24 protein-coding genes and 3 pseudogenes are annotated in these 22609 nt (G+C 69.6%); 16 read left to right on the plus strand and 11 right to left on the minus strand.

Translation table 11 applies throughout. The features are described 5' to 3' along the window. Positions 1 to 26 precede the first annotated feature (26 nt). The 3 genes from AC13HU_RS06615 (at position 27) to AC13HU_RS06625 (ending at position 2281) form a co-directional block, all read left to right on the plus strand. Entirely contained in the window at positions 27 to 338 is a 312-nt protein-coding gene (locus tag AC13HU_RS06615; RefSeq protein ID WP_073723648.1) for an ArsR/SmtB family transcription factor, read from the plus strand. A 105-nt stretch (positions 339 to 443) separates the two neighbouring features. After that, positions 444 to 1673, plus strand: coding sequence for an MFS transporter (locus AC13HU_RS06620; protein WP_483040803.1), 1230 nt, complete (start codon positions 444 to 446; stop codon positions 1671 to 1673). A 59-nt stretch (positions 1674 to 1732) separates the two neighbouring features. After that, complete coding sequence (locus AC13HU_RS06625; RefSeq protein WP_483040804.1) at positions 1733 to 2281, plus strand: NADPH-dependent FMN reductase; 549 nt, start codon at positions 1733 to 1735, stop codon at positions 2279 to 2281. Positions 2282 to 2418: 137 nt separating this feature from the next. On the opposite strand, the pseudogene AC13HU_RS06630 reads toward AC13HU_RS06625, so the two are convergent. Then, a pseudogene (locus tag AC13HU_RS06630) lies at positions 2419 to 3096 on the minus strand (serine hydrolase); the annotation flags it as partial. On the opposite strand from AC13HU_RS06630, the gene AC13HU_RS06635 reads away from it, so the two are divergent. From AC13HU_RS06635 to AC13HU_RS06655, 5 genes are all read left to right on the plus strand, one after another. Continuing rightward, entirely contained in the window at positions 3047 to 3925 is an 879-nt protein-coding gene (locus AC13HU_RS06635; protein ID WP_483040805.1) for an ISL3 family transposase, read from the plus strand. The pseudogene AC13HU_RS06630 and the gene AC13HU_RS06635 sit on opposite strands and share 50 nt — an antisense overlap. Before the next feature lie 1298 nt (positions 3926 to 5223). Then, positions 5224 to 5487, plus strand: a complete 264-nt coding sequence (locus tag AC13HU_RS06640; protein WP_483040806.1) for a hypothetical protein — start codon at positions 5224 to 5226, stop codon at positions 5485 to 5487. Between the two features lie 483 nt (positions 5488 to 5970). Beyond that, complete coding sequence (locus tag AC13HU_RS06645; RefSeq protein ID WP_483040807.1) at positions 5971 to 6870, plus strand: hypothetical protein; 900 nt, start codon at positions 5971 to 5973, stop codon at positions 6868 to 6870. 124 nt (positions 6871 to 6994) lie between these two features. After that, a complete protein-coding gene (locus AC13HU_RS06650) occupies positions 6995 to 7459 on the plus strand; it encodes a hypothetical protein (protein ID WP_483040808.1) in 465 nt (154 codons plus the stop codon). Between the two features lie 143 nt (positions 7460 to 7602). Further along, positions 7603 to 7842: a hypothetical protein gene (locus AC13HU_RS06655; protein WP_483040809.1), complete on the plus strand. Its 240-nt coding sequence runs from the start codon at positions 7603 to 7605 to the stop codon at positions 7840 to 7842. A 131-nt stretch (positions 7843 to 7973) separates the two neighbouring features. On the opposite strand, the gene AC13HU_RS06660 is transcribed toward AC13HU_RS06655, so the two are convergent. After that, entirely contained in the window at positions 7974 to 9146 is a 1173-nt protein-coding gene (locus AC13HU_RS06660; RefSeq protein ID WP_483040810.1) for an ISAs1 family transposase, read from the minus strand. 355 nt (positions 9147 to 9501) lie between these two features. Between AC13HU_RS06660 and AC13HU_RS06665 the strand changes: the two genes are divergently transcribed. Beyond that, positions 9502 to 9846 (plus strand): hypothetical protein, encoded by a 345-nt coding sequence (locus AC13HU_RS06665; RefSeq protein WP_483040811.1) that lies wholly within the window; start codon positions 9502 to 9504, stop codon positions 9844 to 9846. A 248-nt stretch (positions 9847 to 10094) separates the two neighbouring features. Here AC13HU_RS06665 and tpg read toward each other — a convergent pair. From tpg to AC13HU_RS06700, 7 genes and pseudogenes are all read right to left on the minus strand, one after another. Then, a pseudogene (tpg, locus tag AC13HU_RS06670) lies at positions 10095 to 10654 on the minus strand (telomere-protecting terminal protein Tpg). Positions 10655 to 10657: 3 nt separating this feature from the next. After that, complete coding sequence (locus AC13HU_RS06675) at positions 10658 to 11041, minus strand: hypothetical protein (RefSeq protein ID WP_483040812.1); 384 nt, start codon at positions 11039 to 11041, stop codon at positions 10658 to 10660. Positions 11042 to 11486: 445 nt separating this feature from the next. After that, on the minus strand, positions 11487 to 11780 hold the full coding sequence (locus AC13HU_RS06680; RefSeq protein WP_483040813.1) for a hypothetical protein: 294 nt from the start codon (positions 11778 to 11780) through the stop codon (positions 11487 to 11489). 521 nt (positions 11781 to 12301) lie between these two features. After that, the gene (locus AC13HU_RS06685) at positions 12302 to 12781 is read right to left on the minus strand and encodes a hypothetical protein (RefSeq protein ID WP_483040814.1); all 480 of its coding nucleotides are present in this window, start codon (positions 12779 to 12781) and stop codon (positions 12302 to 12304) included. A 183-nt stretch (positions 12782 to 12964) separates the two neighbouring features. After that, positions 12965 to 13180, minus strand: a complete 216-nt coding sequence (locus tag AC13HU_RS06690) for a hypothetical protein (protein ID WP_483040825.1) — start codon at positions 13178 to 13180, stop codon at positions 12965 to 12967. Between the two features lie 148 nt (positions 13181 to 13328). Continuing rightward, a pseudogene (locus AC13HU_RS06695) lies at positions 13329 to 13607 on the minus strand (transposase); the annotation flags it as partial. Between the two features lie 121 nt (positions 13608 to 13728). After that, the gene (locus AC13HU_RS06700) at positions 13729 to 13998 is read right to left on the minus strand and encodes a TetR/AcrR family transcriptional regulator C-terminal domain-containing protein (protein WP_483040815.1); all 270 of its coding nucleotides are present in this window, start codon (positions 13996 to 13998) and stop codon (positions 13729 to 13731) included. 255 nt (positions 13999 to 14253) lie between these two features. Between AC13HU_RS06700 and AC13HU_RS06705 the strand changes: the two genes are divergently transcribed. Next, the gene (locus tag AC13HU_RS06705) at positions 14254 to 15261 is read left to right on the plus strand and encodes an NAD(P)/FAD-dependent oxidoreductase (RefSeq protein ID WP_483040816.1); all 1008 of its coding nucleotides are present in this window, start codon (positions 14254 to 14256) and stop codon (positions 15259 to 15261) included. Between the two features lie 476 nt (positions 15262 to 15737). Here AC13HU_RS06705 and AC13HU_RS06710 read toward each other — a convergent pair whose 3' ends face one another. Next, positions 15738 to 16361: a class I SAM-dependent methyltransferase gene (locus AC13HU_RS06710; RefSeq protein ID WP_483040817.1), complete on the minus strand. Its 624-nt coding sequence runs from the start codon at positions 16359 to 16361 to the stop codon at positions 15738 to 15740. A 242-nt stretch (positions 16362 to 16603) separates the two neighbouring features. Here AC13HU_RS06710 and AC13HU_RS06715 point away from each other — a divergent pair, with 242 nt between their 5' ends. The 3 genes from AC13HU_RS06715 to AC13HU_RS06725 are packed head-to-tail and all read left to right on the plus strand — an operon-like array spanning position 16604 to position 17975. After that, entirely contained in the window at positions 16604 to 16816 is a 213-nt protein-coding gene (locus tag AC13HU_RS06715) for a hypothetical protein (RefSeq protein WP_483040818.1), read from the plus strand. A gap of 43 nt (positions 16817 to 16859) precedes the next feature. After that, positions 16860 to 17276: a Rossmann-fold NAD(P)-binding domain-containing protein gene (locus AC13HU_RS06720; protein WP_483040819.1), complete on the plus strand. Its 417-nt coding sequence runs from the start codon at positions 16860 to 16862 to the stop codon at positions 17274 to 17276. Between the two features lie 12 nt (positions 17277 to 17288). Continuing rightward, the gene (locus AC13HU_RS06725; RefSeq protein ID WP_483040820.1) at positions 17289 to 17975 is read left to right on the plus strand and encodes a cytidylate kinase family protein; all 687 of its coding nucleotides are present in this window, start codon (positions 17289 to 17291) and stop codon (positions 17973 to 17975) included. A gap of 60 nt (positions 17976 to 18035) precedes the next feature. On the opposite strand, the gene AC13HU_RS06730 is transcribed toward AC13HU_RS06725, so the two are convergent. Beyond that, the gene (locus tag AC13HU_RS06730) at positions 18036 to 18332 is read right to left on the minus strand and encodes a hypothetical protein (RefSeq protein ID WP_483040821.1); all 297 of its coding nucleotides are present in this window, start codon (positions 18330 to 18332) and stop codon (positions 18036 to 18038) included. A 160-nt stretch (positions 18333 to 18492) separates the two neighbouring features. Here AC13HU_RS06730 and AC13HU_RS06735 point away from each other — a divergent pair, with 160 nt between their 5' ends. From AC13HU_RS06735 to AC13HU_RS06745, 3 genes are all read left to right on the plus strand, one after another. Next, positions 18493 to 18912 carry a YciI family protein gene (locus AC13HU_RS06735; protein ID WP_483040822.1) on the plus strand — a complete coding sequence of 140 codons (420 nt, stop codon included), beginning with the start codon at positions 18493 to 18495 and terminating at the stop codon, positions 18910 to 18912. After that, entirely contained in the window at positions 18885 to 20216 is a 1332-nt protein-coding gene (locus tag AC13HU_RS06740; RefSeq protein WP_483040823.1) for an RNA polymerase sigma factor, read from the plus strand. The genes AC13HU_RS06735 and AC13HU_RS06740 overlap by 28 nt, the downstream gene beginning before the upstream one ends. 614 nt (positions 20217 to 20830) lie before the next feature. Then, positions 20831 to 22159, plus strand: a complete 1329-nt coding sequence (locus tag AC13HU_RS06745) for a glycoside hydrolase family 16 protein (protein ID WP_483040824.1) — start codon at positions 20831 to 20833, stop codon at positions 22157 to 22159. Positions 22160 to 22609: the final 450 nt, after the last annotated feature.

Consider the following 22609-nt stretch of genomic DNA (forward strand, 5'->3'; position numbering starts at 1 on the left):
CCCCAAGGATTCGCAGAGAGGCCCCCATGGACCCGCTGGCCGTGCACAAGGCCCTCGCCAACCCCGCCCGTCTGCAGTTCATGCAGTGGCTGCGCGACCCCGAGAAGTACTTCGACGAGGACTCGTACACGCAGCAGGGGCTGGGCTTCCACATCGGCGTATGCGTGGGTGACATCCAGAAGCGGGCCGGGCTCGCGCAGTCCGTCGTGTCCGGCTACCTCCAGACCCTCAGGGACGCGGGCCTCCTCACCTCGGAGCGCGTCGGCAAGTGGACGTACTACCGCCGCAACGAGCCGGTGATCGCCGAGTTCGCCGCCCATGTGCGCGACGAGCTGTAGCCGCCCCGTCCTCCAGGCGTGACCGCAGAGAGCTGAGCCCCGCGCCCCGAACGGCGCACCCATGACTCAACGTATCTACTTTTCTAGATTTAAAGAAAGATCACCATGAGAAAAACCTCCGCCGCAGTCCTGGTGCTCGCCCTGGGCGTGTTCGGGATCATCACCACCGAGATGGGCATCGTCGGGGTACTCCCCCAGCTCTCCGCCGAACTCGGCGTCCCGCCCTCCACCGTCGGCTGGCTCGTCGGGGCGTTCGCCCTGGTGATCGCCGTGACCGGGCCCTTCACCACACTGCTCGCCTCCGGGATCGACCGCAAGAAGGTCCTCGCCGCCTCGATCGCGGTGTTCGCCCTCTCCAACGCCGTCTACGCGCTCACCACCCAGTACGAGGTGATGCTCGCCTTCCGCATCATTCCTGCCGTCTTCCACCCGGTGTTCTTCTCGGTCGCGCTGGCCACGGCCGCGCGCATGGTCGTGACGAAGGACGGCGAGGACGCGAAGGCCGCCACCCGGGCGACGACGACCGTCTTCGCCGGTGTCACCGTCGGGTTCGCCTTCGGGGTGCCGCTGACCTCGTACCTCGCCGAACACCTCTCACTCCCTGCCGCGTTCTGGTTCGGCGCGCTCGTCAATCTGATCGCGTTCCTGGGCATCCTGCGCCTGCTCCCGAGCCTGCCGGTCGGACAACGCGTCTCGTACGGAGCCCAGTTGAGCGTGCTCAGGCAGCCCCGGATGTGGCTGACCATCACGTCTGTCGTCCTGATCTTCGCGGCGATGTTCTCCGTCTACGGCTACTTCGCCGAGTACCTGGGCCAGGTCACCGACATGGACGGCTCCTGGGTCAGCGCCATGCTGATGGCGTTCGGCATCGTGATGATCCTCGGCAACTTCGCCTTCGGCAGCCTGCTCCAGCGGAACCTCGTCCGCACCGCCCTCGCCTATCCGGCCCTCTGCCTGCTGGTCTACGCACTCGTGTACGCGATCGGGCCACGGTTCGTCCCGATGGTCCTGGGCGTCCTGGTCTGGGGAGCCGTGCACTCCGGCGGGCTCATCGTCACCCAGAGCTGGCTGGGCAGGGATGCACGGGACGCACCCGAGTTCGGCAACAGCCTCTTCATCTCCTTCTCCAATCTCGGCATCACCCTCGGCGCTGCGGCCGGCGGGTGGGTCCTGTCCGCCGCGGGAGCCCGCCGGCTGCCGTGGGTCGGAGCCGGGTTCGCCATCGCCGCGCTGGTCGTCATGCTGGTCCGGCTGAGCCTGGACCGTGCCGGACGGCGGACCCCGCAGTCCGGGGAGGTGGCCGCCTCTCACGCTGCCGTTCGCGCGGCCCCCTGACGGCACGCACCTGTCGGGGCGGAGCGGAACAGTCCGGTGCCGCTCGGAGTTGAGCGGTCATGCCAACACCACGCGTGATTCTCCTGCTGTCCGGAAGCGTGCGGGCCGGGTCCTCCAACGAGACCGTGCTGCGCACCGCCCTGGACGTGGCGCCCGCCACCGTACGTACCGTCCTCTACGACGGACTCGGGGATCTGCCGCACTTCAACCCCGACGACGACACCGACCCGCTGCCGAAGCCGGTGGCCGAACTCCGGGCCGCGATCGCCGCCGCCGACGCCCTGCTGATCTGCTCCCCGGAGTACGCGGGGACGCTCCCCGGGTCGTTCAAGAACCTGCTGGACTGGACCGTCGGCGGCACCGAGATCGGCGACAAGCCCGCCGCCTGGCTGAACGCCGCCGCGCCCGGTCGCGGGGAGGGCGCCTCGGCGACGCTCCGCACCGTGCTCGGCTACACCGGCGCGGCCATCGTGGACGCCGCCTGCGTACGGGTCGCGCTCGACCGGAACACCGTCGGCGCGGACGGGATCAGCACCGATCCGGAGCTCCGCCGACAGGTGGCGGCGGCGCTCGACGCCCTGCTGGACGCGGCCGGTCCGGCGTCGTAGGCCCGTGTCGTAGGTCCGGCGTCGCAGTCCGGTCCCTCCGGCCTGCGGGGCGTCGGCTCCCCATACGGTGCCCCGGTCGTCGGCGTCGGTGGCATGGGGGCCTCAGTCGATGGTGCCCGGCCGGTGGCGCGCGGGCCGGGGGTGCGCAGGGCGTCCACGGCGATGCGGGCCGCTGTGCCGATGACGGCGTCGGCCGCCGGGAGGGTGGCGGCGGGGCTGGCGGCGCGGGTGAAGACCGCGACGGCGTAGCGGCCCCCGTCGGGGTACTCGACGACGCCGACCTCGTTGCGGACGGTGGGCGCGCTGCCGGTCTTTCCGGCGACCAGTACGTCGTCGAAGGGGAAGCTCGACGCCAGGCGGTGGGGCCACACCTGAAGGCCGAGCAGACGGCGGATGGCGGCGCCGTGCTCGGGGGTGCATGCCTCGTCGCGCCAGATCGCGCCGAGTAGGCGGGTCATGTCGCGCGGGGTGCTGCGGTTGGTGCGCGCGGGGTCCACGGCGCGCAGGCGGGCCACGACCTGGGGGTCGGCCAGGGCCCGCGGACCGCCGTTTCCGGCGTCCTTCCTGATGGTCGCGAGGAACTCCCGGAAGGTCTGGGTGGCGTGGGTACGGGTGAGGCCCAGCCGCCGTGTGGTGTCGTTGACGGCGTCCAGGCCGACGCGTTCCAGCAGGAGGTCGACCGCCGTGTTGTCGCTGACGGCCACCATCAGGTACGCCGCGTCGCGCAGGGAGACCCGGGCCGCGTCGAGCATCGCGGCGAGACCGGTGGGCCCCGCCGTACGGCCGTCCCGCGGGCACTCGGTCTGCTCGGGCAAGCCGGTCTGGAAACAGAACCCGGACACCGACAAGTGGGAGCTCGTCGCGGACGCCTGGCACATCGGGTTCGTCGACGCGATCGGTGGGCGCGGGCTGTTCGGGCAGGTCGAGGGCCGCAACGCGGCCTCGGTCGCTGAGTGGCTTGCCCTCCAGCCCGCGACCTGGCGCGAGGCCGTCCGCTACGTCGCCATCGATCTGTGCGCCACGTTCCGCGCCGCGATCCACCGTGCCCTGCCCCACGCCAAGGTCGTCGTCGACTGCTTCCACATCGTGCAACTCGCCCAAAGACACCTCGCCGACCTGCGCCGACGCCTCACCTGGAAGCAACACGGCCGCCGGGCCCGCAAGGGCGACAGCATCTACACCGTCCGCAAAATCCTGCGCCGCAACAAAGAGGACCTCAACCACGAACAACGCCAGCCCCTCAAAACCGAGTTGGAGCACATGGGCACCTACGGGAAGCAGATCTACACGGCCTGGCAGAGCAAGGAACTCCTGCGCGACCTCCTGCACCTGGCCGTCACCCGCAGGCACGTCACCCCCGACCACTCCACGATCTCCGCCGCCCGCCACCGCTTCTTCTCCCACGTCGCCGACCACGCCCACCTGCCCGAACTCGTCACCCTCGCCGAGACCGTCGAGCAATGGTGGGACGGCATCGAGACCTACCTCACCACCCGCATCACCAACGCCGCCTCCGAAGGCAACAACCGCCTCATCAAACTCGAAGCCCGCAACGCCTTCGGCTTCCGCAACCGCACCAACCAACGCCTGCGCTCACGCTGCGCAACCACCCGGCGAAGCCGACGAGAGACCCACCCCCACTAAATTCGAAGACCCACTAAAAGAACCAATAAACCGACTCAAACAGGTTGACAGGTTCCGCATCCCCACACCGCCGGTAATGCCGCCGACGCTCCCCGACCACCACCGGCAACTTCTCGACCAACTCCTGCTCCCCCGCATCCGCCAACGCGGCCAGCAACTCGGCCCGATAGCGGTTCCCGAACACCGCCACCGACCGCGCCCGAAGCCGAACAGAAGTCATGATTCGTTATTCATTTAATTTTCGTCAAGAGGGCGTACGTGCTCGTCGCCGCGCGGATGGCGCGGGACACTGGCACGGCGTCAGCGACACCTCAGCGCTCCACCGGCCCGTGGGCAGCAACCGACCCGTCTCACCGCCACCATGCGGGATCAGAGAGGACGATGGCCCGTCGGCCCGTCACGCCCCGGCATCGAGGACAGATCTCACACCCCCTGCCATGCAGCACACAACCCAGCACTCGCACCAGCACGATCCACTGGACGGATCCATCCCCACGCGCGGAATAAGAGGGTCGACACCCACGGATGAGACTCCCTGTTCGAGTCATCCCCGCGCCCGCAGGGTGGAGACAGAGTGGGTCTATCAGGGTTTGACAGACCCGCGGCTGGCCGAGCCAGAAGGCGGCGACGGAGGGCTGGTTGATGCCGGTGGTGGAGCCGTCGTGTGGCAGGAGTTCGGTCGGGGCGATGTCGCCGTCGCCCGGTCCCAGGACCGGGTATCTGCGGCTCCCGTCGTGGCATCGGCTAACGGCCGGGTCTCACGCCCGGTGCCCCCGGCTGGGCACGGTACCGGGTAGTTCTATGTCGTCTCGGGTCCGGAGCACCCCGGGGATCGCGCCTGTGGGGTTCACCGGGCTCAATGTCGCTTCTGCCGCAGGTTTTCCCCAGGAGGAAAGTTCGTTGCCCAAAGACTCGTCGAACATCAAGGTGTGGGTATCGGCAGGCCGACGGACGTCCGTTGGAGCCTTCGCGGGAAGGACCACTGGGGATGCTCACCAGGAAGCGATTCGCAGCAATGACGGCGGCCGGCGCCTTAGACCGGCCGGCAAGTGGAGGGTGGGAGAAGGAGCGGGTCGAGGGCCGAGTCCAGGTGGTGCCGACGAAGGAGCCAGGGCGGAGCCGGTGGTGACTGAGGCCGGGCCCCCCCCCCCCGCGACGCCGCCCTCCATGTGCCGGCCGGTCTTAGCTGCAAGCGTGATCGGTCTGGGCAGTGCGGGATCTGCTCAGGCTGCCGAAACAGAGTACTACCCGGAGAACGGCGCCGTGTGCGTGCACATCCACACCCTCTGCAACGACGCGTGGCACCGGGCTGGCCCCTGGTACTCCTGCACCAGCGCCACCAACCGGTGCCGCCGGACCTGTTCGACCAGTTGCGTGACGAGCGGGTCCCGACCGAAGAACAGGTGCCGATCACCCGGCTCGAAGCGGGCCGGCCCTCAGTACGGAGCGGGCCGTCGTCGATGGGCCTCGCGGTCCGGGGGCCGAGCCACGGCGTGTCAGCGCGGCTCCCCTTGCGTGACGTCGCCGCCGTGGACCTGGACGTAGGCCAGGCAAACCGGTAGCGACGCCAGCTTCCGGCCCGTTGCGGCCTGCGCGAGCGTCGTCACGGAGAACGCGTGCCCCTCCGCCATGACGCGGTAGGTGGGACCGTCCGCCTTCTGCCGTCATGCCCTCAGCTCGTGGGCGCACTCGGCCACAGGCGCGTCCACGGCGTCGAGCGGGTCTTCCCTCCGTCCCGTCCTGTCCCCCCTTCACGAGTTCACGAGGCTCCGGCTCCGGCTCCGGCGATACGGGATTGTCCGACCTGGTGAGAGAGGGCCGCCGGACAATCCCCGGCGGCTGAGAGTCGATGCCGGACGGAGCGCGGGCCACGATCCTGGCCCACCGCCGGCGGGCGGCGACGCCCCCATCTCATGCGAGAGGCGAAGAACTTGCTACGGAGAACGAAACGCGGTCAGAAGGCACGGGGTGCGGTTTTCCCCCGCGGGTGCCCCCAGGCCGGCCCGGACCGCTCCGGGGTGAGGCGACGCCGGGCCGCTGCCTGCATGGGTCGGGCCGCTGCCGGGATGGTGCTGTGCGCGGCCCTCGCGTCGTGCGCGGGCCATGCCGGCAGTCCCCCGGCGCGGACAGCGCCGAGCCGCGCGCCCGCCACCGGCGCGTCCCCCACCACCGCCGAGCTGACCCGCCTGCACGACGCCCAGCAGCACCTCATCCAGACGTGCATGGCGGCCAAAGGCTTCCGTACCTGGCCGGTCCCGATGAACCCTCTGCCGGGCAACCGCGACTTCCCCTACGTCGTGGACGACGTCAGCTGGGCGCGGCAGCACGGCTACGGCAGCGACTTCCAGGCGCAGGCCGCCCGTGGCCGGGTCGCCGACCCCAACTACCGCTACGTATCGTCCTTGACGCCGGCTCGTCGCAGCGCCGCGCTCGCCGCGCTGAACGGCCAGGCCGGCGACGCGCACGGGCTGAACGTGACGCTGCCCGACGGAACGGTGATCGGGAGCAGCACGCGAGGGTGCACGGCGACTGCGGAGGGGCAGTTGTACGGGAGCTTCGCCGACTGGTTCCGCGCAGACTCCGTACACGACGACTTCACGACCCTGCGGCACGCCGAGGTGCTGACCGACCGCGCCTACCGTGACGCGCTACCGGCGTGGCGGACCTGCATGCGCAAACGCGGTGACGACTACGCCGATCCGTCTCGTAGCGCGGCGGCCTTCCTCGACGCTCCGGACTCGCCGCACGACAGCACGCGGGAACGCGCCACCGCGACCGCGGAGGCCGAATGCGCGCACAGCAGCGGGCTGTCGGTGACGGTTCACCGGCTCGACCGGCATGACGAGCAGCGGCTGGAGACCACCTACCGGTCCGACTACGAGCTGTGGCTTCGGCTGGTGCGTGCGGCGCTGCCCCGAGCCGCGGCCGTCCTCGGCGGGAAGTGAAACACCCCATCCATCCGCCCTGCCCGGAAAGTCCGGGACAGGGGAAGGGCCCGGTTACTGCAGCGAGGTCGCTCCTCAGCGTTGCCGGCGCTCACCCACGCACCACCCATCAAGGAGAGCATCCATGACACGCAGCAAGTTCACCGGCAGGCTGGCGGCGGTGGCCGTCACCGCACTCGCGATGGCGGCGCTGCCCGTCACCGCCCACGCCGCGGGCTCGTCCGCCGGCAGTCCGTCCGCCACTGGTGCCCCCACGGCCATGGCACCTGCCGCCGCCGACGGCTACCTCTACGCATGGAAGGACGCGGGCAAGAAAGGTGCCTCCTGCAAGTGGGCCGGCGACAGCGACAACTGGGCGAACTGCGGCCTCGACAACGCGGCGTCCTCGCTCCTCAACAACGGCTACAACAACGCCTATCCGGTGGTGATGCTCTACCAGTTCAGCTACCAGAACTATTACACGGCCGGCGGGTCCTTCTGCCTGCCCAACGGCGAGTACATCTCAAACCTCGCCAACTACTACTTCAGCTACAACGGTGACGGCATCAACGACCGTATTTCCTCACACAAGTGGTACAGCCACTGCTGACGCACCAACGGCGTCAGGGGACGCTCGGATAGCACCCGTGGGGGCGGCCCTTCCGATCAACGGCACGCGAGAGCCGCCCCTTCAAGGAGACCTGCCAGCCGTGGCAGCGCGCCGAAGCGGCGGTCGCCCACACCCGCCGGCACATGAAGTACCTCGGCGAACCCGACCAGGACACCCCGGCGCAGGAGAAGTACAACAAGCTCGAAGAGATCTCCGACGATGCGGTGTGGGCCCGCATCGCGAACAAGATCCGGCCCAGGACCAAGGACACCTGGCAGGTAGGCGAATTCACCGACCTGCGCGGTCACGGCAAGTTCAGCGGAACCGTCCAGGAATGCTGCAGACCCACCGTCCAAACGGCCCGGGCAGCAAGCCCGAAATGAACACGAACTCGCCATGACCCGGCGACATTCGGCGAAATTCAGCGAACGACTGCAGACCGTTTTCACGGAACTCAGGACACCAGCCGGATAAAGCCACTCCCCAGGGCCCAGGGCCCCGGCAAAGTCGTTGATCATGCGGCCAGGAAGAGGTTGATGGGGCGGCCGGTGTCGCGGGCGTGATGCCGTAGGGCGGCGGCGATGTTGTGGTGGCCGTGGAGACGCAGGAGGGTGATCGCGGCGTTGCGGAGGGCGGCCATGACGCGGGGCGCGTTGCCGGTGCGGACCTGGGAGCGGTCCTCGTCGAAGGTGACGTCCCGGACCCAGTGCAGGCGGTTCTCGATCTCCCAGTGCGACTGCACCCACGTGGCCAGGAGCTCCGGAGGCGCGGTGCGGACGTCCGCGCTGGTGATCAGGAAGACGATCTCGACCGTCCGTCTGCCCTTCCTGGTGACGGTGCGTCGCAGTTGGGCGACTTGCGTGGCCCCGGTGAAGCCGATCCAGGCGGGCACGTCGGCGACCTTGATCGTGCGGGTGGCTCGGCGTCCGTGTCCGCGCTCTGTCCTGGTGAGGGCGGGCATCCGGGCCCAGGGCAGGGCCTTGAGCTGCGTATACAGGGACTTCTGATTGGCCTTCACGGTCAGGACGTAGTCGGCGCGGGCCTCGGTCACCAGCGCCGCGGTGTCGTGATGGGTGTGCAGCGCGTCCATCGTGACCACCGCCCCGTCGAGATCGAGGATCTCCAGCAGGTCCCGGGCCGCGGGTATCTCGTTGCTCTTCTCGCTCACGGCGACCTGACCGAGCACTGCGCCCGACCCGTGCGCGAGCGCGACGACCAGGCGCGGCGCCGAGGTGGCACCGACGCGTGCGCCCCTCACGGTCTTGCCGTCGATCGCGATCACCCGCCGGCCCGCGATCAGCGTGGTCCGCGTCGCGGCCCAGGTCCCCAGCACTATGTCGAGACGGTCCGCGTCCAGCCTCGCGAACAGGCGCCGCAGCGTCGACTCGTCAACCGATCCCCGCTCCAGACCCAGCCGCGTCATGGCCACCGCCCCGGCGTCCCGCGCCCACTCCCCGATCGCCGTGAAGCCCCGTGCTCCGGCCATGACCGCGCACACCGCGACCGCGATCAGGGCTCCTACCGGATGGCGGACCCCGCGCCGCCGGCGCGGATCGGGTATCCGACCGAGCAGGTCAAAGAGGAGCTCGTGATCCGGGACGGACGTGCGCACAGGTGCGGAGATGCGGGACGATGGCATAGCGCGGGCGTTGTTCCCTGGTCGGACAGAAGGCGTAGGAACCTCCATCCAACCGGACCGGAACACGCCCGCGCACCTCACCCACCCGCAAAACCCCACGTCACGGAGCTACCAGACGACTTTGCCAGGGCCCTGAGAGGGATGAGCTGGCGATTCGGACCGGTCGAAGCAGTCTGGCTGTCACCAACAAGGCATTCGACTTGTCACATGCGCTCATGTGTACGGAGTGCGCAAGGACGGACCTAGGACGGATCTAGGACAGCAGCTCTTAGCCTCGATCTTGCACACGACCCCGTAACGAGCCGTCATGCACTAAAGCACGTCACGGGGGCTCGCACCTCTCTCGGCGGCACTGCTCGCATGGGAGACAACTCGCCAAGCACGCATCCTCAGGGGGAACCACATGAATCTCGCCCGAAAGCTGGCAACCGGAGCCATCGCGGCCGGCCTCACCACCGCTGGCGCCCTCGCTGCGACCCCGGCCAGCGCCACGGTCGTGAACTCCACGTGCAACCTGTCGTCCGTCGTCAACGTCTCTTACGGCTCGGGCGGCCACTACTGCTACGTCTGGGACGGTGGGAGCGCCAACACAGGCTGGATGAACATCGTGAATTCCCAACAGGTGTGCTCGAACAGCTACACGGGATACGTGCATGACACCTCGGGACACGATTGGAACTTCTACCGAGGCGCGTGCACACCCACTTACGGGGCGAATCTGAGCTTGATCGTCTTCACCGGCAACTGAGTTGAACGGTCCCGGTGCCCGTGGCCACAGTACTGAGAAGCTGACGCCGAATTGACAGGGCGTCACGTAGGCGCGCATTTGACGGATCGCGGTCTGCCAGGTGCGCGCCTTTCGCTTGTGCTCGGGTTTTGTATGCGAGGCGATCCTGCTGCCGCCGGAACAAAACCCGGTGACAACATGCCCGCCTCTTTGACAGCTATCGCGCTTCGGCTCAGCGGCAATTAAGTGGTCACGATTTTCGCTCCTAGTCAGTAATCCAGGTCGAGGTAGTCGATGTCGTTGATGGCCACGTCCGACAGTCCCATGGCGCGTCCGCCGCCGTCCTGGAAATACACTTCCTTGAATCCTTCGGCGATGATTTCACGCATCTGTTGGTCGCTGGCTCCGGCGTCGCGGGCGTCGAAGAGGCGCTGGGCGTAGGCCGGGGGGGGAGGTGCACGGTCAGTCGCCGGAACCGTCCGTCATCGGTCGTGCCGACCGGCGCGGTGCAGCCGAACCGGGCGCGGGTCTCCACCGTGATCCCGCCCGTGGCGGCGGCCTGGCGCTGCCGGCGCTTGCGGATCTGCGGCTGCCAGCGGGCCCGCACCGCGCCGTCGATCTTCGCGGCGACGTTGGTGCGAGGGTTCTTGTGGGCGCCGCGCCGGTAGCGGTTGACCGAGTCGGCGGTGACGCCGATCTCCGCCGCGACTGCCTTCGCGGTGCCCAACTGCTTGAGCAGGTAGCCGATCTGGCCATTGAGGGTCTTGGGCGGCTCCCGGGTGAACGCCTCCCGGTCGGCCCGCTCGATGGCGTCCTCGATCTCTCCCACCGGTCAGCTCCCGTCTGCGTGCGAGCTGAGGCCGCGCTGGGGGACCAGGTGGGCCTTGGCGGCCGGGGCGAGGTCCACGACCAGGCGCTCGCCCACGCCGGAGGCCGTGGTGGCGTCGGGCGTGAGGTAGCCGAGGCTGCGCAGTTCGCTGACGGCCGTGCGGAATGCCTCACGGCCTTCGGCGGCCTGGCGCTCGGTGCGGGTCAGGGAGACCAGCTCGCTGATGGCCGGCTCGTGTCCGGGGGCGTAGCCGGTGGTGAGTTCGGCCAGGATGCCTCGGGCGCGCCAGGTCAGCCGCATGTCCCTCATCGCCAGGGCGAACAGGGCCGGGTCGTGGCTGGGCGGGTCGCAGGGGAGCGCCCACCGTGGGCCGGGGGTGGTGTTCATCAGGGGTGTGGCTCCTTCGGTGGTTCGCGGGGAGGGGCCCGCGGCTGCGGTGTCGGACACCGGTTACTCGCCTTCGTTCAGGACGGCGTCGTGGCCGTCGCCCTTGATGTGGCGGCCCGGGTTCAGGCCCTTCTCCATCAGCTCGATCGCCCACACCATCGGCTGGACGCCCTCCAGCTTCGCCAGGCCCGGCGTGGGCCCGAGGCGGAAGGCGCCGGGCTGCGGTTTGCCGGACGGGCTGCTCCGACAAGCTCGGCGATCCCATACCCGTGAACCAGATCTTCTCATTCGTGTCGACCGGCGCGTTCAGCCATGCCTCGAGCGGGCCGATCCGCTGGATCAGCCTGGAACGCTTCCCGAGACCGGCTGGAGGCCCCCCGGACGAAGAAGCCGCCGTCGGTCACCGAGTTCGACCTGGCCGAGCCGGGCTGAGGACGGCGCCTCATCAGGGTTGTCCGCCGAGGCCGACGATGAGGCCGCACTTGAGGCGATCGATGGCCTCCACGAGGGAACGGGCCTCGTCGAGCATCTCGTCCGCCACCGCGTGCCCGGGCCCGTAGTAGCGCTCCTCCACCTGGGCGTAGAGGTCGGCGTAGTACTCGGCCAGGACATCCAGCAGCGAGTCGCCGTAGCGCGGAACCTCGGCGGGCAGCGCCTCCAGCACCGTCCAGACCGCGCCCTCGATGCCGTAGACCGTGGCGGCGCCCTGGGCGAGGTCGGACAGGCGGTAGCACAGCATGGAGTCGCCGTGCTTCGTCTCCTCCTCGCCAAGGCGGACGAGGGGGGCAGGTCGGGGTCCAGGTCGGCGACGGCCTTCTCGTGCCGCTCCGTCCTGCGAGGGGCCGGCGGGACCGGGTCCCGGCCGGGCCCGGTGATGAGCCGCCACGGCTGGTTGGCCGGATATCGGGCTGCACATCATCTTGCACGACAAACACAAACGGCCCACCGCACCCGAGGTCACGAACTCCCCGCACCTGACGGCACATCAGCCCAGTACACTCAGAAAAGGGCCCCTGACCAGCGGCAATAGCGAACTGCAACTGGAGTACTAGATGGTCGACGCGGTCGCCGTCCTCATGACGGCCTTCCCCCGCCGCACCGCCCGCACCGTCCGCACCGTCCGCACCGGCGGAGACTGTGAAGGCGCCCGCCCTGGCGGGCTGACGCCCGCACCGGATCGGGCCCGCCGTGGCCAGGGACCCTCCCGGCCACGGCGGCGCGCGTTGTCACCGCCGGGCGGGAAGGCGCACGGCGGACGGCTCAGCTGCCGAGTTCGGCCAGGCACTCTTCCAGGTCGCGCCGGTTGACGAGGAAGCCCAGTTCCTCCATCCGCCCGGCCGCGTCGTCCACCACGGCCGCCTCGCCCGCCAGATCGACCGTGCCGAGATCGACCGTCACCCGCGTACCGTGAAGACGCTCCGACCGGGCGACGACCGTACCGACCGCCGCCCCCGGCCGGAGCGCGCCGAGGCGCTCGGCCAACGCGGGGTCGAGGCCGGCGCCGAGGCGGACACCGATCGCCGGGTACCGGCCGCGCGGGTCCTCCCGCTTACGGCGAAGAGTGCTCCAGGTGCTGTCGTAGCCGTCGAACTCCACTGGCTTCAGGCCCGGTTCGACCTCGCCGTCGCCCGTCGCCGCACCCTTCAATGTGATCCGCGCGACCTCGGGAAAGCGGTCCCGCCAGTCGTCGGACTCCGGATACTCGCTGTAGTAGGAACTCCGAAGGTCCCGATCGACCATTCCCGCACCGTCAACGGCAGGTTCAGGGCGTCGGCGAAGCCTTGTGTGAAGTCAGGATCGCCGTCGACCACACGGCCGATGTTCGTGCGCACGGCCTCCACGACCGCGACACCGTCGCCGCGCTCGAACCGGTCGAGCCACAGAAAGAAATTCACCATCCATCCTCCAGGGGCGAACCCCGCCTCACGGATCGTCCCGGCCCTTGAACAACGGCCCGACATCGGGCAGGTAGTTCACCCCGCCGGACTGCTTCGCGGAGTTGCACGGGCCGCACAGCAGCGTCAGGTTCGACACCATGTTGTACCAGTCCTTCCGCTTCAGCTGGTGCGTGTTGCTTCCGGTGCTCCCGCCGTGCCCGGGGGCGTTCCAGTGCGACGCCACCGGAGTCATGTGGTCCACCGAGGGGCCTGTCCAGTAAACGGTGGCTTTGGTTGGTGGGTTGGTTAGCGGCGGCCGATGGAGAGCCGGCCGTCGAAGGCGATGTCGAAGGCTTGGAGCGCGTCCTTCCAGCGCATGGTCCATCGCTTTCGTCCTGTCCCGGTGGGGCCGTCTTGGACCGGGTGCCGTTACGGGAGTTCCCACTCCCGTCTCCGGCCGGATCGTGCTTCTCGTAGCCGAGATGGCCGGCGATCTCGCCTTCCAGAGCGGACTCCAGAACCCGCTTCGTGAGCTGCTGCAGCAGCCCGCCCTCACCAGTCAGCTGCAAACCGCCGGCCTTGGCCCGATCGACCAACCGACCGATCAACTGATCGTCCAACAGGCCCACCGACAGCTCGACCGGCCGACTCACTTCAACCGCCCCGACAGAGACGATCACGTCACTCATCAGGCGTTCCCTTGATCAGGTTTACACCGCTGACGGTACAGGCCCTTTTCCGACGCCCGTCATTGCGGCGCCCGTGGACCGGCTTGCGATAACGGCTTGTGCCCGTGCTGCTGACATGCCGTCAGGCACCTGCCGGGCCCGGGGGACGGTGAGCACGCAGGAACAGGTCAGCGGTGGTGCGGGAGATCTCGCGGATCTCCTCCTCGGACAGCGGATGCACCCCGCGCAGCGAGCGGACCTGCCCCTCCGCGGACAGCAGCATGACGAACTGTCGCACCGACGAATGCGCGTCGGCCACCGTCAGCTCGCCACGCAGAGCCCGTACGGTGAAGAAGTGGGCGATCGCCGCGGGATGGTCCGCGGCGGTCCTGGTGGTCGGCGCGCTGCTCATCAACGCCCCCAAACCCCCCACGGACGAGGCGGCGCACAAGAGCTGATCTCGGGTGGGTAGCGCGTGGACGTCCCACGGTGTGCAGCGAACAGGAAGAACCCGATGCGCCCATCGGCCCACCGCCCCGGCGGAGCTGGGTACCCGTCCCACTTCACATCTCGTTCTACGGGCAGTCGCCGGTCAGCGGGCGTCGATCCACCGGCCGCCCGGGCAGGCGCTGCGGGCGCTAAGGTCGTGCACGTGTTGAGCTCACCGGTGAGTAGGGACTTGGTCGTCGTCGGCGCCGGCATTGTCGGCGCATCGGTGGCGTATCACGCCGCCCGGGCGGGCGCCACCGTGACGTTGGTCGACGCCGGGCGGCCAGGCGCCGGCGTGACGGCGGACTCGTTCGCCTGGATCGGATCGTCCGGCGTGCGTAAAGGTCCGGCCGCCGGGCTGCGGGCCACCGCGACGGCGGAGTACCACCGGCTCGGGGCCGAGCTGCCGGGACTCCCGGTGGACTGGTCCGGCTCGCTGAGCTGGACCAGGCAGGGCAGCGCGCCGGACGCCGGACCCGGGCAGACGATCGTGGACGCGGCCACCGTGAAGACACTTGAGCCCAACCTTCGGCAGCCTCCGGAGTGCGCTGTCTGGGCGCCGGAGGACGGCGCTGTTGACTCGGTGGGCGTGACCGAGCGGCTGGTCGCGGGCGCTCGCACCCATGGAGCTCGGGTACATCTGGATACGCCGGTTACCGCGGTCCGCCGGGATACAGCGGGCCGGATCGCCGGGGTCGAGACGGCAGCAGGACCTCTCTCCGGTGCGACGGTGGTGCTGGCGGCCGGAGTTGCCACGGCCGCGCTGGGCGCGCCGCTCGGCGTGCGCGTCCCGGTCGAACCGTCGCCGTGCCCGCTGTTCCGCTTCAGCGCTCCGGCCGGTCTGGTCCGCACCGTGGTCAACACCGAGGACTTCGATCTTCGGCAGGTCGCCGCGGACCGGCTGATCGCCGCCGCGGACTCGCCCGAACGGGCCCTTGCCGCCGTCCGGTCCACCTTCGATGACGCCGGGAGCGTCGAGCTGCTCAGCACCCGACTCGGAGTGCGCCCGATGCCGGCCGACGGTGAGCCGATCGTCGGACCGGTCGCCGAGGTCCCCGGCCTCTACCTGGCGGTGATGCACTCGGCGGTCACGCTCGCCCCGGCCGTGGGCCGCCTGGTCGCACGGGAGTTGGTCGACGGAACCATCGAGTCGGCTCTGTCGGGTTGCCGCCCGGATCGCTTCTGATGGTGCGGTACTCCTTGCGCCCGTACGATGAAGGACGTCGGCTCTCCGCCCACCGGTTCTTCACGCAGAGCCAACGGCCGCTGGTGGGTCGTGGAGCGGGGAACCGCCCTTCGATCGGCCCGGCCCGGTCGGCTTCGCTGATCGGCGGGCCGCCCGGGACGATCCCTGCCGCCTCCGCCGGCGCCAGGTACTTCCTGACCGTCTTGCGGTCCGCTCCCAGCGACGCGGCCAGCGCGCTCTTCGAGCTGCCCGCGTACCAGTGGACGTAGATCTCGGTGATGTCGACCACGACGAACGTTCCCCCCGCCATCCGGGCTGCCCATCGGCCGTCCGAAACAGGACGAGGAACATGAGCAGCTCCGCGACGACCAGGTCCCTCGATCCCGTCCTCCGCGCTGCCCATGGCCATCCAAAGGAATTCGTGGCAGACAATCATGCAAAGCCCAAACCGCCCGAGATGGGGGGAATTCAATCCCCTACGCCAGTGGGCGACCGGGTTTCTCCCAGGTCAGCGAGTACCGGCGGAGCACGTGCCGACGATAGTGCATACCCGGAAGCAGTCGTCGTGCCGCAGCCCGGACCTGCCCGTAGCTCATCCGCGGGACGGCGACCGGCATGCCCTCCGGCCCTCGCGCGCGACGCAGCACCTTCGTGATCCGTACGATCGGCGCAGCCGCGATCAGCGCAGCCCACTCCGCCACGCTCGCCTCTCGGGCCAGGCCGACGACCATCAGCGTGCCGCCGGGCCGCAGCAGCTCACGCATACGGATGAGGGCCGCCTCGAAGTCCATGTGATGGATCGCGGTCACCGAGCAGATGAAGTCGTAGCCCTCGGCAGGGAGGTCGGCGGTGAGGAAGTCGCCCTCGACGAACGTGAGGCCCGGGTAACCGGCAGCGACGTTGCACGCGCAGCCGATCATCTCCGGCGACTCGTCGATCCCTGTGACGCGCTTCGCCCGCTCGGCGAGCTTCCCCGCCAGCAGCCCGTCCCCGCACCCGACGTCCAACGCGTCGCCGCAACTCTCAGGCACGGCACGGAGGATGCCCGGGTGCCGGGCGACGTTGGTGTTCCAGTACGGCTTCGGGTCGGCCTGGCGCATCAGATCATCGTAAGGGCACGACCAGGGCCTCCAAGGGCGAGCCGGCAGACATCGTTCTCCCGAAAAACCGCCTTCCCCATGGGAACTCGTGACCGTGAGGGTGAGGAATTGCGCGACCCTCAACCCACTTGAGGTGGCGAACTGAGTGACCGTCGACGGTCCAGGGTGGTCCGGCCACCCGTCTAAGCTCTTACGAGCTGGCAACCTCCAGCGCCTCGCTCCGCTGGAAGTCGACCCTGGCCATGGAACTCCTTCGCAAGGTTCTCACCGGCATCCTCACCGGCGTCTCCGCAATCTGGTTCGCCAACCAGGCCATCGCCGGTCACGGCGCCCTGCGGATCCTCTCCGTCCTCATACTCATCCTCGCCGCAGCAACAGCCGGCCTGAACCTCCATGACCGCCTACGCCCTCGGCCCAAGAAGCGGAGGGCACGCGAACAGGACGGCCTGTCCTGACGCCCTGTTGTGCCCGGCCGACGCCGAGCCCGACCATGGCTCCATGTCACCAGGAACCGACGGCCCGAACACGCACTACGACACCCAGAAGGCCGGTGCGGAAAACGCGGTCCTGGAAATCTTCAAGGACCAGGCGGCGTTGCTGCGACCCGGTGTGATCCTGGGGCCCGGTGAGTACGTCGGCCGGCTGCCGTGGTGGCTGCGCCGCGCGGCGGCGGGCGGCCGGATGCCGGCTCCGGGCGACCCCCTGCGCAGCAGCCAACCGGTCGACGTGCGGGACGTCGCAACGTTCGCGGTCGACCGGGCAACCGCGCCGACCGGCGGGATCCACAACGTGACGGCGCCGGTCGGGCACGGCAGTACGCTCTCGTCCGTGCCGGAGCCCGCTTCGAACGAGGCGCCCTCGTGGGACGCGAGCCGGCGACCGCGACCTGACGTGCCCTGCACACCGACGCCGTGAGAGAGGCAGAAAATGGATCAAGGTACCCGCGGCGAGCTCATCGATCGGCTGGCCGAGGCGATCAGGTCCGTCACAACCGCGCACCCACTGCGGGTCGCCATCGACGGGCCGCCCGCCGCCGGCAAGACCACGCTGGCCGACGAACTCGCCATCGTCCTGCGCGCGCAGGACCGCGACGGCATCCGCGCGACCCTCGACGACTTCCTCGTCCCCCGTGCACAGCGCTACCGACGCGGCCGGTACTCGGCCGAAGGCTGCTACTTCGACGCCCACGACCGCGCCGCACTGTGCCGGGTCCTGCTCGACCCGCTGGGCCCGGGCGGACACCGAAAGTTCCAACACGCCGTCTACGACAATGACACCGACACCCCGCTGTCGCCACCGGCCACGACCGCCCCCGCGGACGCCGTACTCCTCTTCGACGGCGTCTTCCTCCTGCGCCCGGAACTCATCGACCGGTGGGACCTGCGCATCTTCGTATCCGTCCCCTTCGAGCAGACGGTGGACCGGGCCCGGGACCGAGACGCGGCGCCGGCCGGATCCACCGCCGATGCCACCGAAATCGAACGATCCTGGCGCAACCGCTACATCCCCGCCCAACAGCTCTACTCCGCCACCGCCCACCCCACCGACCACGCCGACATCATCGTGTACAACGCCCAACTCCATCGGCCGACCTGGCAGGTCCGACCACACTGACCGACACGCAGGATCTGACGATCGCACAGACTCCCCCGCTCGGAAGCCAAAGCGGCACATTCATGCCAGCAGGCCCTTACCGGCCTGGGCATGGACGAGGTCCCCGGCGACGGCCTGCACATCACCATGAACAAGATCGGTGACCGCGCGGACATCGAGCCCGGCATGGTGGACTCCCTGGCCCGGCCGGCACACGGCACCCTCGGCGGCGGCTTCGAGATCCGCGCCGAGCCCATGGCCGGATCCACAGGAGCGATGGTGACAGCCGGTGTCCGGCTTCCGACGAGGCGCGTGGGAAGTCCCCATCCCGCGCTCGGGGATCGACAGACCTGCTTGCTTCGCTTCGCCACCCTCCACACGCCGCTTCCTGTCGTCTCCCACCGCTGCGGAATGTGGGACGAGGGCGTCTGTCCGAAAGAAAATGATCCATGCTTGCCTGCCGTGTCGATCTGCGACTGCGCCGTTCGACCTGGGATGGAGAGGGTCGAGAGGCGACCCCCGATCAAGGAGGCCGGAGATGGCGAAGTACATGCTGATCATGCGGGGCACGGACGAGTCCGTCGCGAAGATGATGGAGACGCCTTTCGAGGAGATGCTCGAGACGGTGGGCCGCTTCAACGAGGAGCTGATCCGGGCGGGCGTGCTCGTCGCCGCCGAGGGGCTGGACGACCCGTCGCAGGGCGTGGTGGTGGACTTCAGCGGGGAGACCCCGGTGGTCACCGACGGGCCGTACGGCGAGACGAAGGAACTGTTCGGCGGCTTCTACGTGATCGATGTCGCCTCGAAGGAGGATGCGGTCGAGTGGGCCAAGCGCCTCCCGGCGTTCCCCGGCTCGAAGTGCGAGGTCCGCCGGGTGCCCGGCATCGAGGAGTTCCCGCAGGACAACGAGTGGATCACCAAGGAGCGGGCGTGGCGCGAGCGGACCGGCCAGCTCTGATGCCCGAGGTCGTCGGCGGCCCGCCGAGCGCCGAGGCGGCACGGCGGGCCGTCTCGGCCGTCTGGCGGATCGAGTCCGCACGGATCGTCGGCGCGCTGGCGCGCTATACCGGGGACTTCGCGCTCGCTGAGGACGTCGCGCAGGAGGCGCTGGCGGAGGCACTGGTCAGCTGGTCGCGCGAGGGTGCGCCGGCCAGCCCGGTGGGCTGGCTGCTGGCGACCGGGCGGCGGCGGGCCATCGACGCCTTCCGCCGCGCCTCGACGCTCGACGAGCGGTACGCCGCACTCGCGGGCCGGCTGGCCGAGGGCGAGTTCAGCACAGGCGCGGCGGGCGCGCCGGAGCAGCCGGACGACCTGCCGTGGGACCCCGACCGAGTCGACGACGACGTCCTGGCCCTGATGTTCACCGCCTGCCACCCGGTGCTCTCGCCCGAGGCCCAAGTGGCACTCACGCTGCGCGTGGTGGGCGGCCTGTCCAGCGAGGAGATCGCCCGGGCGTTCCTCGTACCCGTGCCGACCGTCCAGGCCCGGATCACCCGCGCGAAGAAGACGATCGCCGCAGCGCACGTGCCGTTCGAGCTGCCGCCGTCGCAGGAGCGGCCGGCACGGCTCGGCAGGGTCCTGAGCGTCCTGTATGTGATCTACACGGAGGGCTCGACGGCGACAAGCGGCGACCGCCTGGTGCGCCCCGATCTCGCCTACGAGGCTGTCCGGTTGGCCCGGATGCTGGTTGCCCTGCTGCCTGGTGAGTCGGAGGTGTACGGGCTGCTCGCGCTGTTCGAGCTCACCGCCGCGCGCTTTCCGGCACGAACCGGGCCCGATGGGGAGGCGGTACTGCTGGAGGACCAGGACCGGCGCCTGTGGGACCGGTCGGCAATTCGTCGCGGCCTGGCCGCGCTCGGCCGGGCCGCGGCCGCCGGACGGGGCCTTGGACCGTACGGGCTGCAGGCGGCGATCGCCGCCTGCCACTCGACGGCGCCCTCGGTGCCGGAGACCGACTGGGAGCGCATCGTGCTCCTGTACGAGGCGCTCGGCCGGGTGGCTCCGTCACCCGTCGTCGAGCTCAACCGGGCCGCGGCCGTCGCGATGGCGAGCGGACCGCAGCAGGCGCTGTTCATGGTCGACGACCTGGCCGCCTGCGGCCACCTGTCGGGATCGCACCTGCTCCCGGGCGTGCGCGGCGAACTGCTGCTCCGCCTCGGCCGTACCGCCGAGGCCCGGGCCGAGTTGGAGCTCGCCGCCCGGCTGTGCCGCAATGCCCGCGAGCGGGCGGTGCTGCTGCGCAAGGCGGCTGCGTTGGAGTGATGTCCACCCACCCAGTGCAGCCGTCTCGCCAACACCTCGGCCAGCCGGCCGGGCGATCGACCGTGTCGACGGTGACCGGTCGAGGGCCGGCCATCGGCCGCTTTGGTCGGCTGCGACCTGGGCGTGAAAGCCAAGGCCAGCCTGCCGTCCGGCAGTGCGGCAATGTCTCCGCCAAAAAGTCCGCGCCGGAATCGGTCTGCCCGTAGCCGCCGTCGTCCCACCGGAGGACGTACGGCGCGCCAGTGCTCGTCGTCAAGTCGATCTTGTTCAAGTCATTGACGCGTACGCCTCATTCACTGAGACTCCATCACGATCCTGGTAGCTGAGAGCGCTTCCAATCCGCCGAATCGAAGGTTTCCTCGATGGAGGAGAACCAACGCAGTTGAGGTCTGCAGATCCGAACCGGCCCGACCACACTTCCCGTTCAGTTCATGAACACACAAAGAACCCCCGATTCCGTTGCGCGGAGCCCGGGTTCCGCTCCCGACCCGAGGGCGACGACCCATCGGCCGTCGCCGGCTCGGGTCGGTACGACGCGCCGTCACTCCGCGCGACCCGCTCGTACTTGACCCCTTCAACAGACCCCACCCATTGGAGAAAGGTCACAACAAGCCATGAGGAATAACGCACTGCCCGGCCTCGCGCCGGGCGGCGGGAGGCGCCGCCGGCGAGTCCTGCCGACCGTGTTCAGCGCCCTGCTCCTGCTGCTCGCCGGTGTTCTGACGCTGACGGTCTCCGGCGGTTCGGCCGCGGTGGCCGCGCCGGCGCCCCCCGCCGGGTGGACCACCGTGTTCAGCGACGACTTCAACGGCACCGCGGGCACCGGACTCGACCGGTCCAACTGGCTCTACGACACCGGCACCGGCTACAACTACCCCGGCGCCGCCGGGAACTGGGGCACCGGCGAGATGGAGACGGCCACCGACTCGACCACGAACGTCTACCAGGACGGCGCCGGGCACCTGGTCATCAAGCCGGTCAAGGACGCTGCGGGGAACTGGACTTCGGGCCGGATCGAGACCCAGCGCACCGACTTCGCGGCGCCGGCCGGCGGCCAGTTGGAGATCAGCGCGTCGCTGGAGCAGCCCAACCCGGCCAGCGGCCTGGGCTATTGGCCCGCGTTCTGGGCGATGGGCGCGGATGCCAGGCCGGTCGGGGCGACCAACTGGCCGAGCATCGGCGAGATGGACATCATGGAGGACGTCAACGCGCTGAGCCAGCACTCCACCACCTTCCACTGCGGCGCCTGGGCCGGGGAGTGCCATGACCCGGACGGCATCAGCAGCGGGTTGCAGGCGTGCAGCGGCTGCCAGACCGGCTACCACACGTACTCGGTGATCGTGGACCGCACCAACACCGCCGCGGAGCAGCTGCGGTTCTACCTCGACGGCAACCTGACCTACACCGTCGACGAGAACGAGGTCTCGGCAGCCACCTGGCAGGCGGCCGTCGACCACGGCTTCTTCGCAATCTTCGACGTGGCCATCGGCGGTTCCTACCCCAACAAGGTCTGCGGCTGCACCTCGCCCTCGGCCGACATCAGCTCCGGCGCCGGCATGAGCGTCGACTGGATCACGGTCAACGAGACCAGCAGCGGGAGCAATACGTCCAGCGGCACCAGCACCGGCACGTCGACCGGCACCTCCACCGGAGGCACCACCGGCGGTACGACCTCGCCCGACTACACCGCGAGCGCCGTGTCCACCGGCGGCGGCCAGGCGCGGATCACCTTCGTACCGACGACGCCCGCGGCCTACGTGGACGTGCACTACCTCGTCAACGGCGCCGGCCAGCAGAACTTCCGGATGACCGACAGCGCAGGCACCTGGACGCAGAACATCAGCGGCCTCTCATCGGGCACCGTCGTCACGTACTGGTTCACCTACGAGAAGAGCGGCGCCCAGTACGACACCCCCCAATTCACCTACACCTACAGCGGATAGGCGGACCCGGCCGGCGCGAACACGACTCAGGGTGCTGCCAGGGGGTCGCGTTCGCGGGGCACCGGCGAGGCGCGGCGGGCGGTGCGGATCCGGACCGGTCCTCACGCCCAGACGGTGAAGAGCTTCACGACGCGCAACGGCGTCGGGCGGCCGGCGTTCTGGTCGGTCAACCGCGGCCGGCCGTGCAGCGGCAGCGCCGACTCGCTGTCCACGGCAGCGAGATCAGCCGGAACAGCCTCGTGTTCACGGGCAGTTTCGTGCGGTAGGAGGGCAGTTCGGGGGCGGGGCGGCGGTACGGCCGATGGCTGTTCGCTGTGCCTGGTACCGCTCTCCGCCCCGGGCGCCCGGGCCCGCGGGCGTCTGCCTGACCCTTGCGGACCTCGTGTGATCCGCCTGCCGTTCGTTCACGACGACTTTTGGGCCGAGGGCTCCAGGCGCGGCTTGTCACGG

Source organism: Streptomyces sp. NH27, assembly GCF_056859195.1.

Bases quoted from the DNA above. Each gene is read 5' to 3' on its own strand.
- AC13HU_RS06615 (WP_073723648.1), top strand. From the start codon at position 27: ATGGACCCGCTGGCCGTGCACAAGGCCCTCGCCAACCCCGCCCGTCTG.
- AC13HU_RS06620 (WP_483040803.1), top strand. From the start codon at position 444: ATGAGAAAAACCTCCGCCGCAGTCCTGGTGCTCGCCCTGGGCGTGTTC.
- AC13HU_RS06625 (WP_483040804.1), top strand. From the start codon at position 1,733: ATGCCAACACCACGCGTGATTCTCCTGCTGTCCGGAAGCGTGCGGGCC.
- AC13HU_RS06645 (WP_483040807.1), top strand. From the start codon at position 5,971: ATGGGTCGGGCCGCTGCCGGGATGGTGCTGTGCGCGGCCCTCGCGTCG.
- AC13HU_RS06650 (WP_483040808.1), top strand. From the start codon at position 6,995: ATGACACGCAGCAAGTTCACCGGCAGGCTGGCGGCGGTGGCCGTCACC.
- AC13HU_RS06655 (WP_483040809.1), top strand. From the start codon at position 7,603: ATGAAGTACCTCGGCGAACCCGACCAGGACACCCCGGCGCAGGAGAAG.
- AC13HU_RS06660 (WP_483040810.1), bottom strand. From the start codon at position 9,146: ATGGAGGTTCCTACGCCTTCTGTCCGACCAGGGAACAACGCCCGCGCT.
- AC13HU_RS06665 (WP_483040811.1), top strand. From the start codon at position 9,502: ATGAATCTCGCCCGAAAGCTGGCAACCGGAGCCATCGCGGCCGGCCTC.
- AC13HU_RS06675 (WP_483040812.1), bottom strand. From the start codon at position 11,041: ATGAACACCACCCCCGGCCCACGGTGGGCGCTCCCCTGCGACCCGCCC.
- AC13HU_RS06680 (WP_483040813.1), bottom strand. From the start codon at position 11,780: ATGCTGTGCTACCGCCTGTCCGACCTCGCCCAGGGCGCCGCCACGGTC.
- AC13HU_RS06685 (WP_483040814.1), bottom strand. From the start codon at position 12,781: ATGGTCGATCGGGACCTTCGGAGTTCCTACTACAGCGAGTATCCGGAG.
- AC13HU_RS06700 (WP_483040815.1), bottom strand. From the start codon at position 13,998: ATGAGCAGCGCGCCGACCACCAGGACCGCCGCGGACCATCCCGCGGCG.
- AC13HU_RS06710 (WP_483040817.1), bottom strand. From the start codon at position 16,361: ATGCGCCAGGCCGACCCGAAGCCGTACTGGAACACCAACGTCGCCCGG.
- AC13HU_RS06715 (WP_483040818.1), top strand. From the start codon at position 16,604: ATGGAACTCCTTCGCAAGGTTCTCACCGGCATCCTCACCGGCGTCTCC.
- AC13HU_RS06720 (WP_483040819.1), top strand. From the start codon at position 16,860: ATGTCACCAGGAACCGACGGCCCGAACACGCACTACGACACCCAGAAG.
- AC13HU_RS06725 (WP_483040820.1), top strand. From the start codon at position 17,289: ATGGATCAAGGTACCCGCGGCGAGCTCATCGATCGGCTGGCCGAGGCG.
- AC13HU_RS06735 (WP_483040822.1), top strand. From the start codon at position 18,493: ATGGCGAAGTACATGCTGATCATGCGGGGCACGGACGAGTCCGTCGCG.
- AC13HU_RS06745 (WP_483040824.1), top strand. From the start codon at position 20,831: ATGAGGAATAACGCACTGCCCGGCCTCGCGCCGGGCGGCGGGAGGCGC.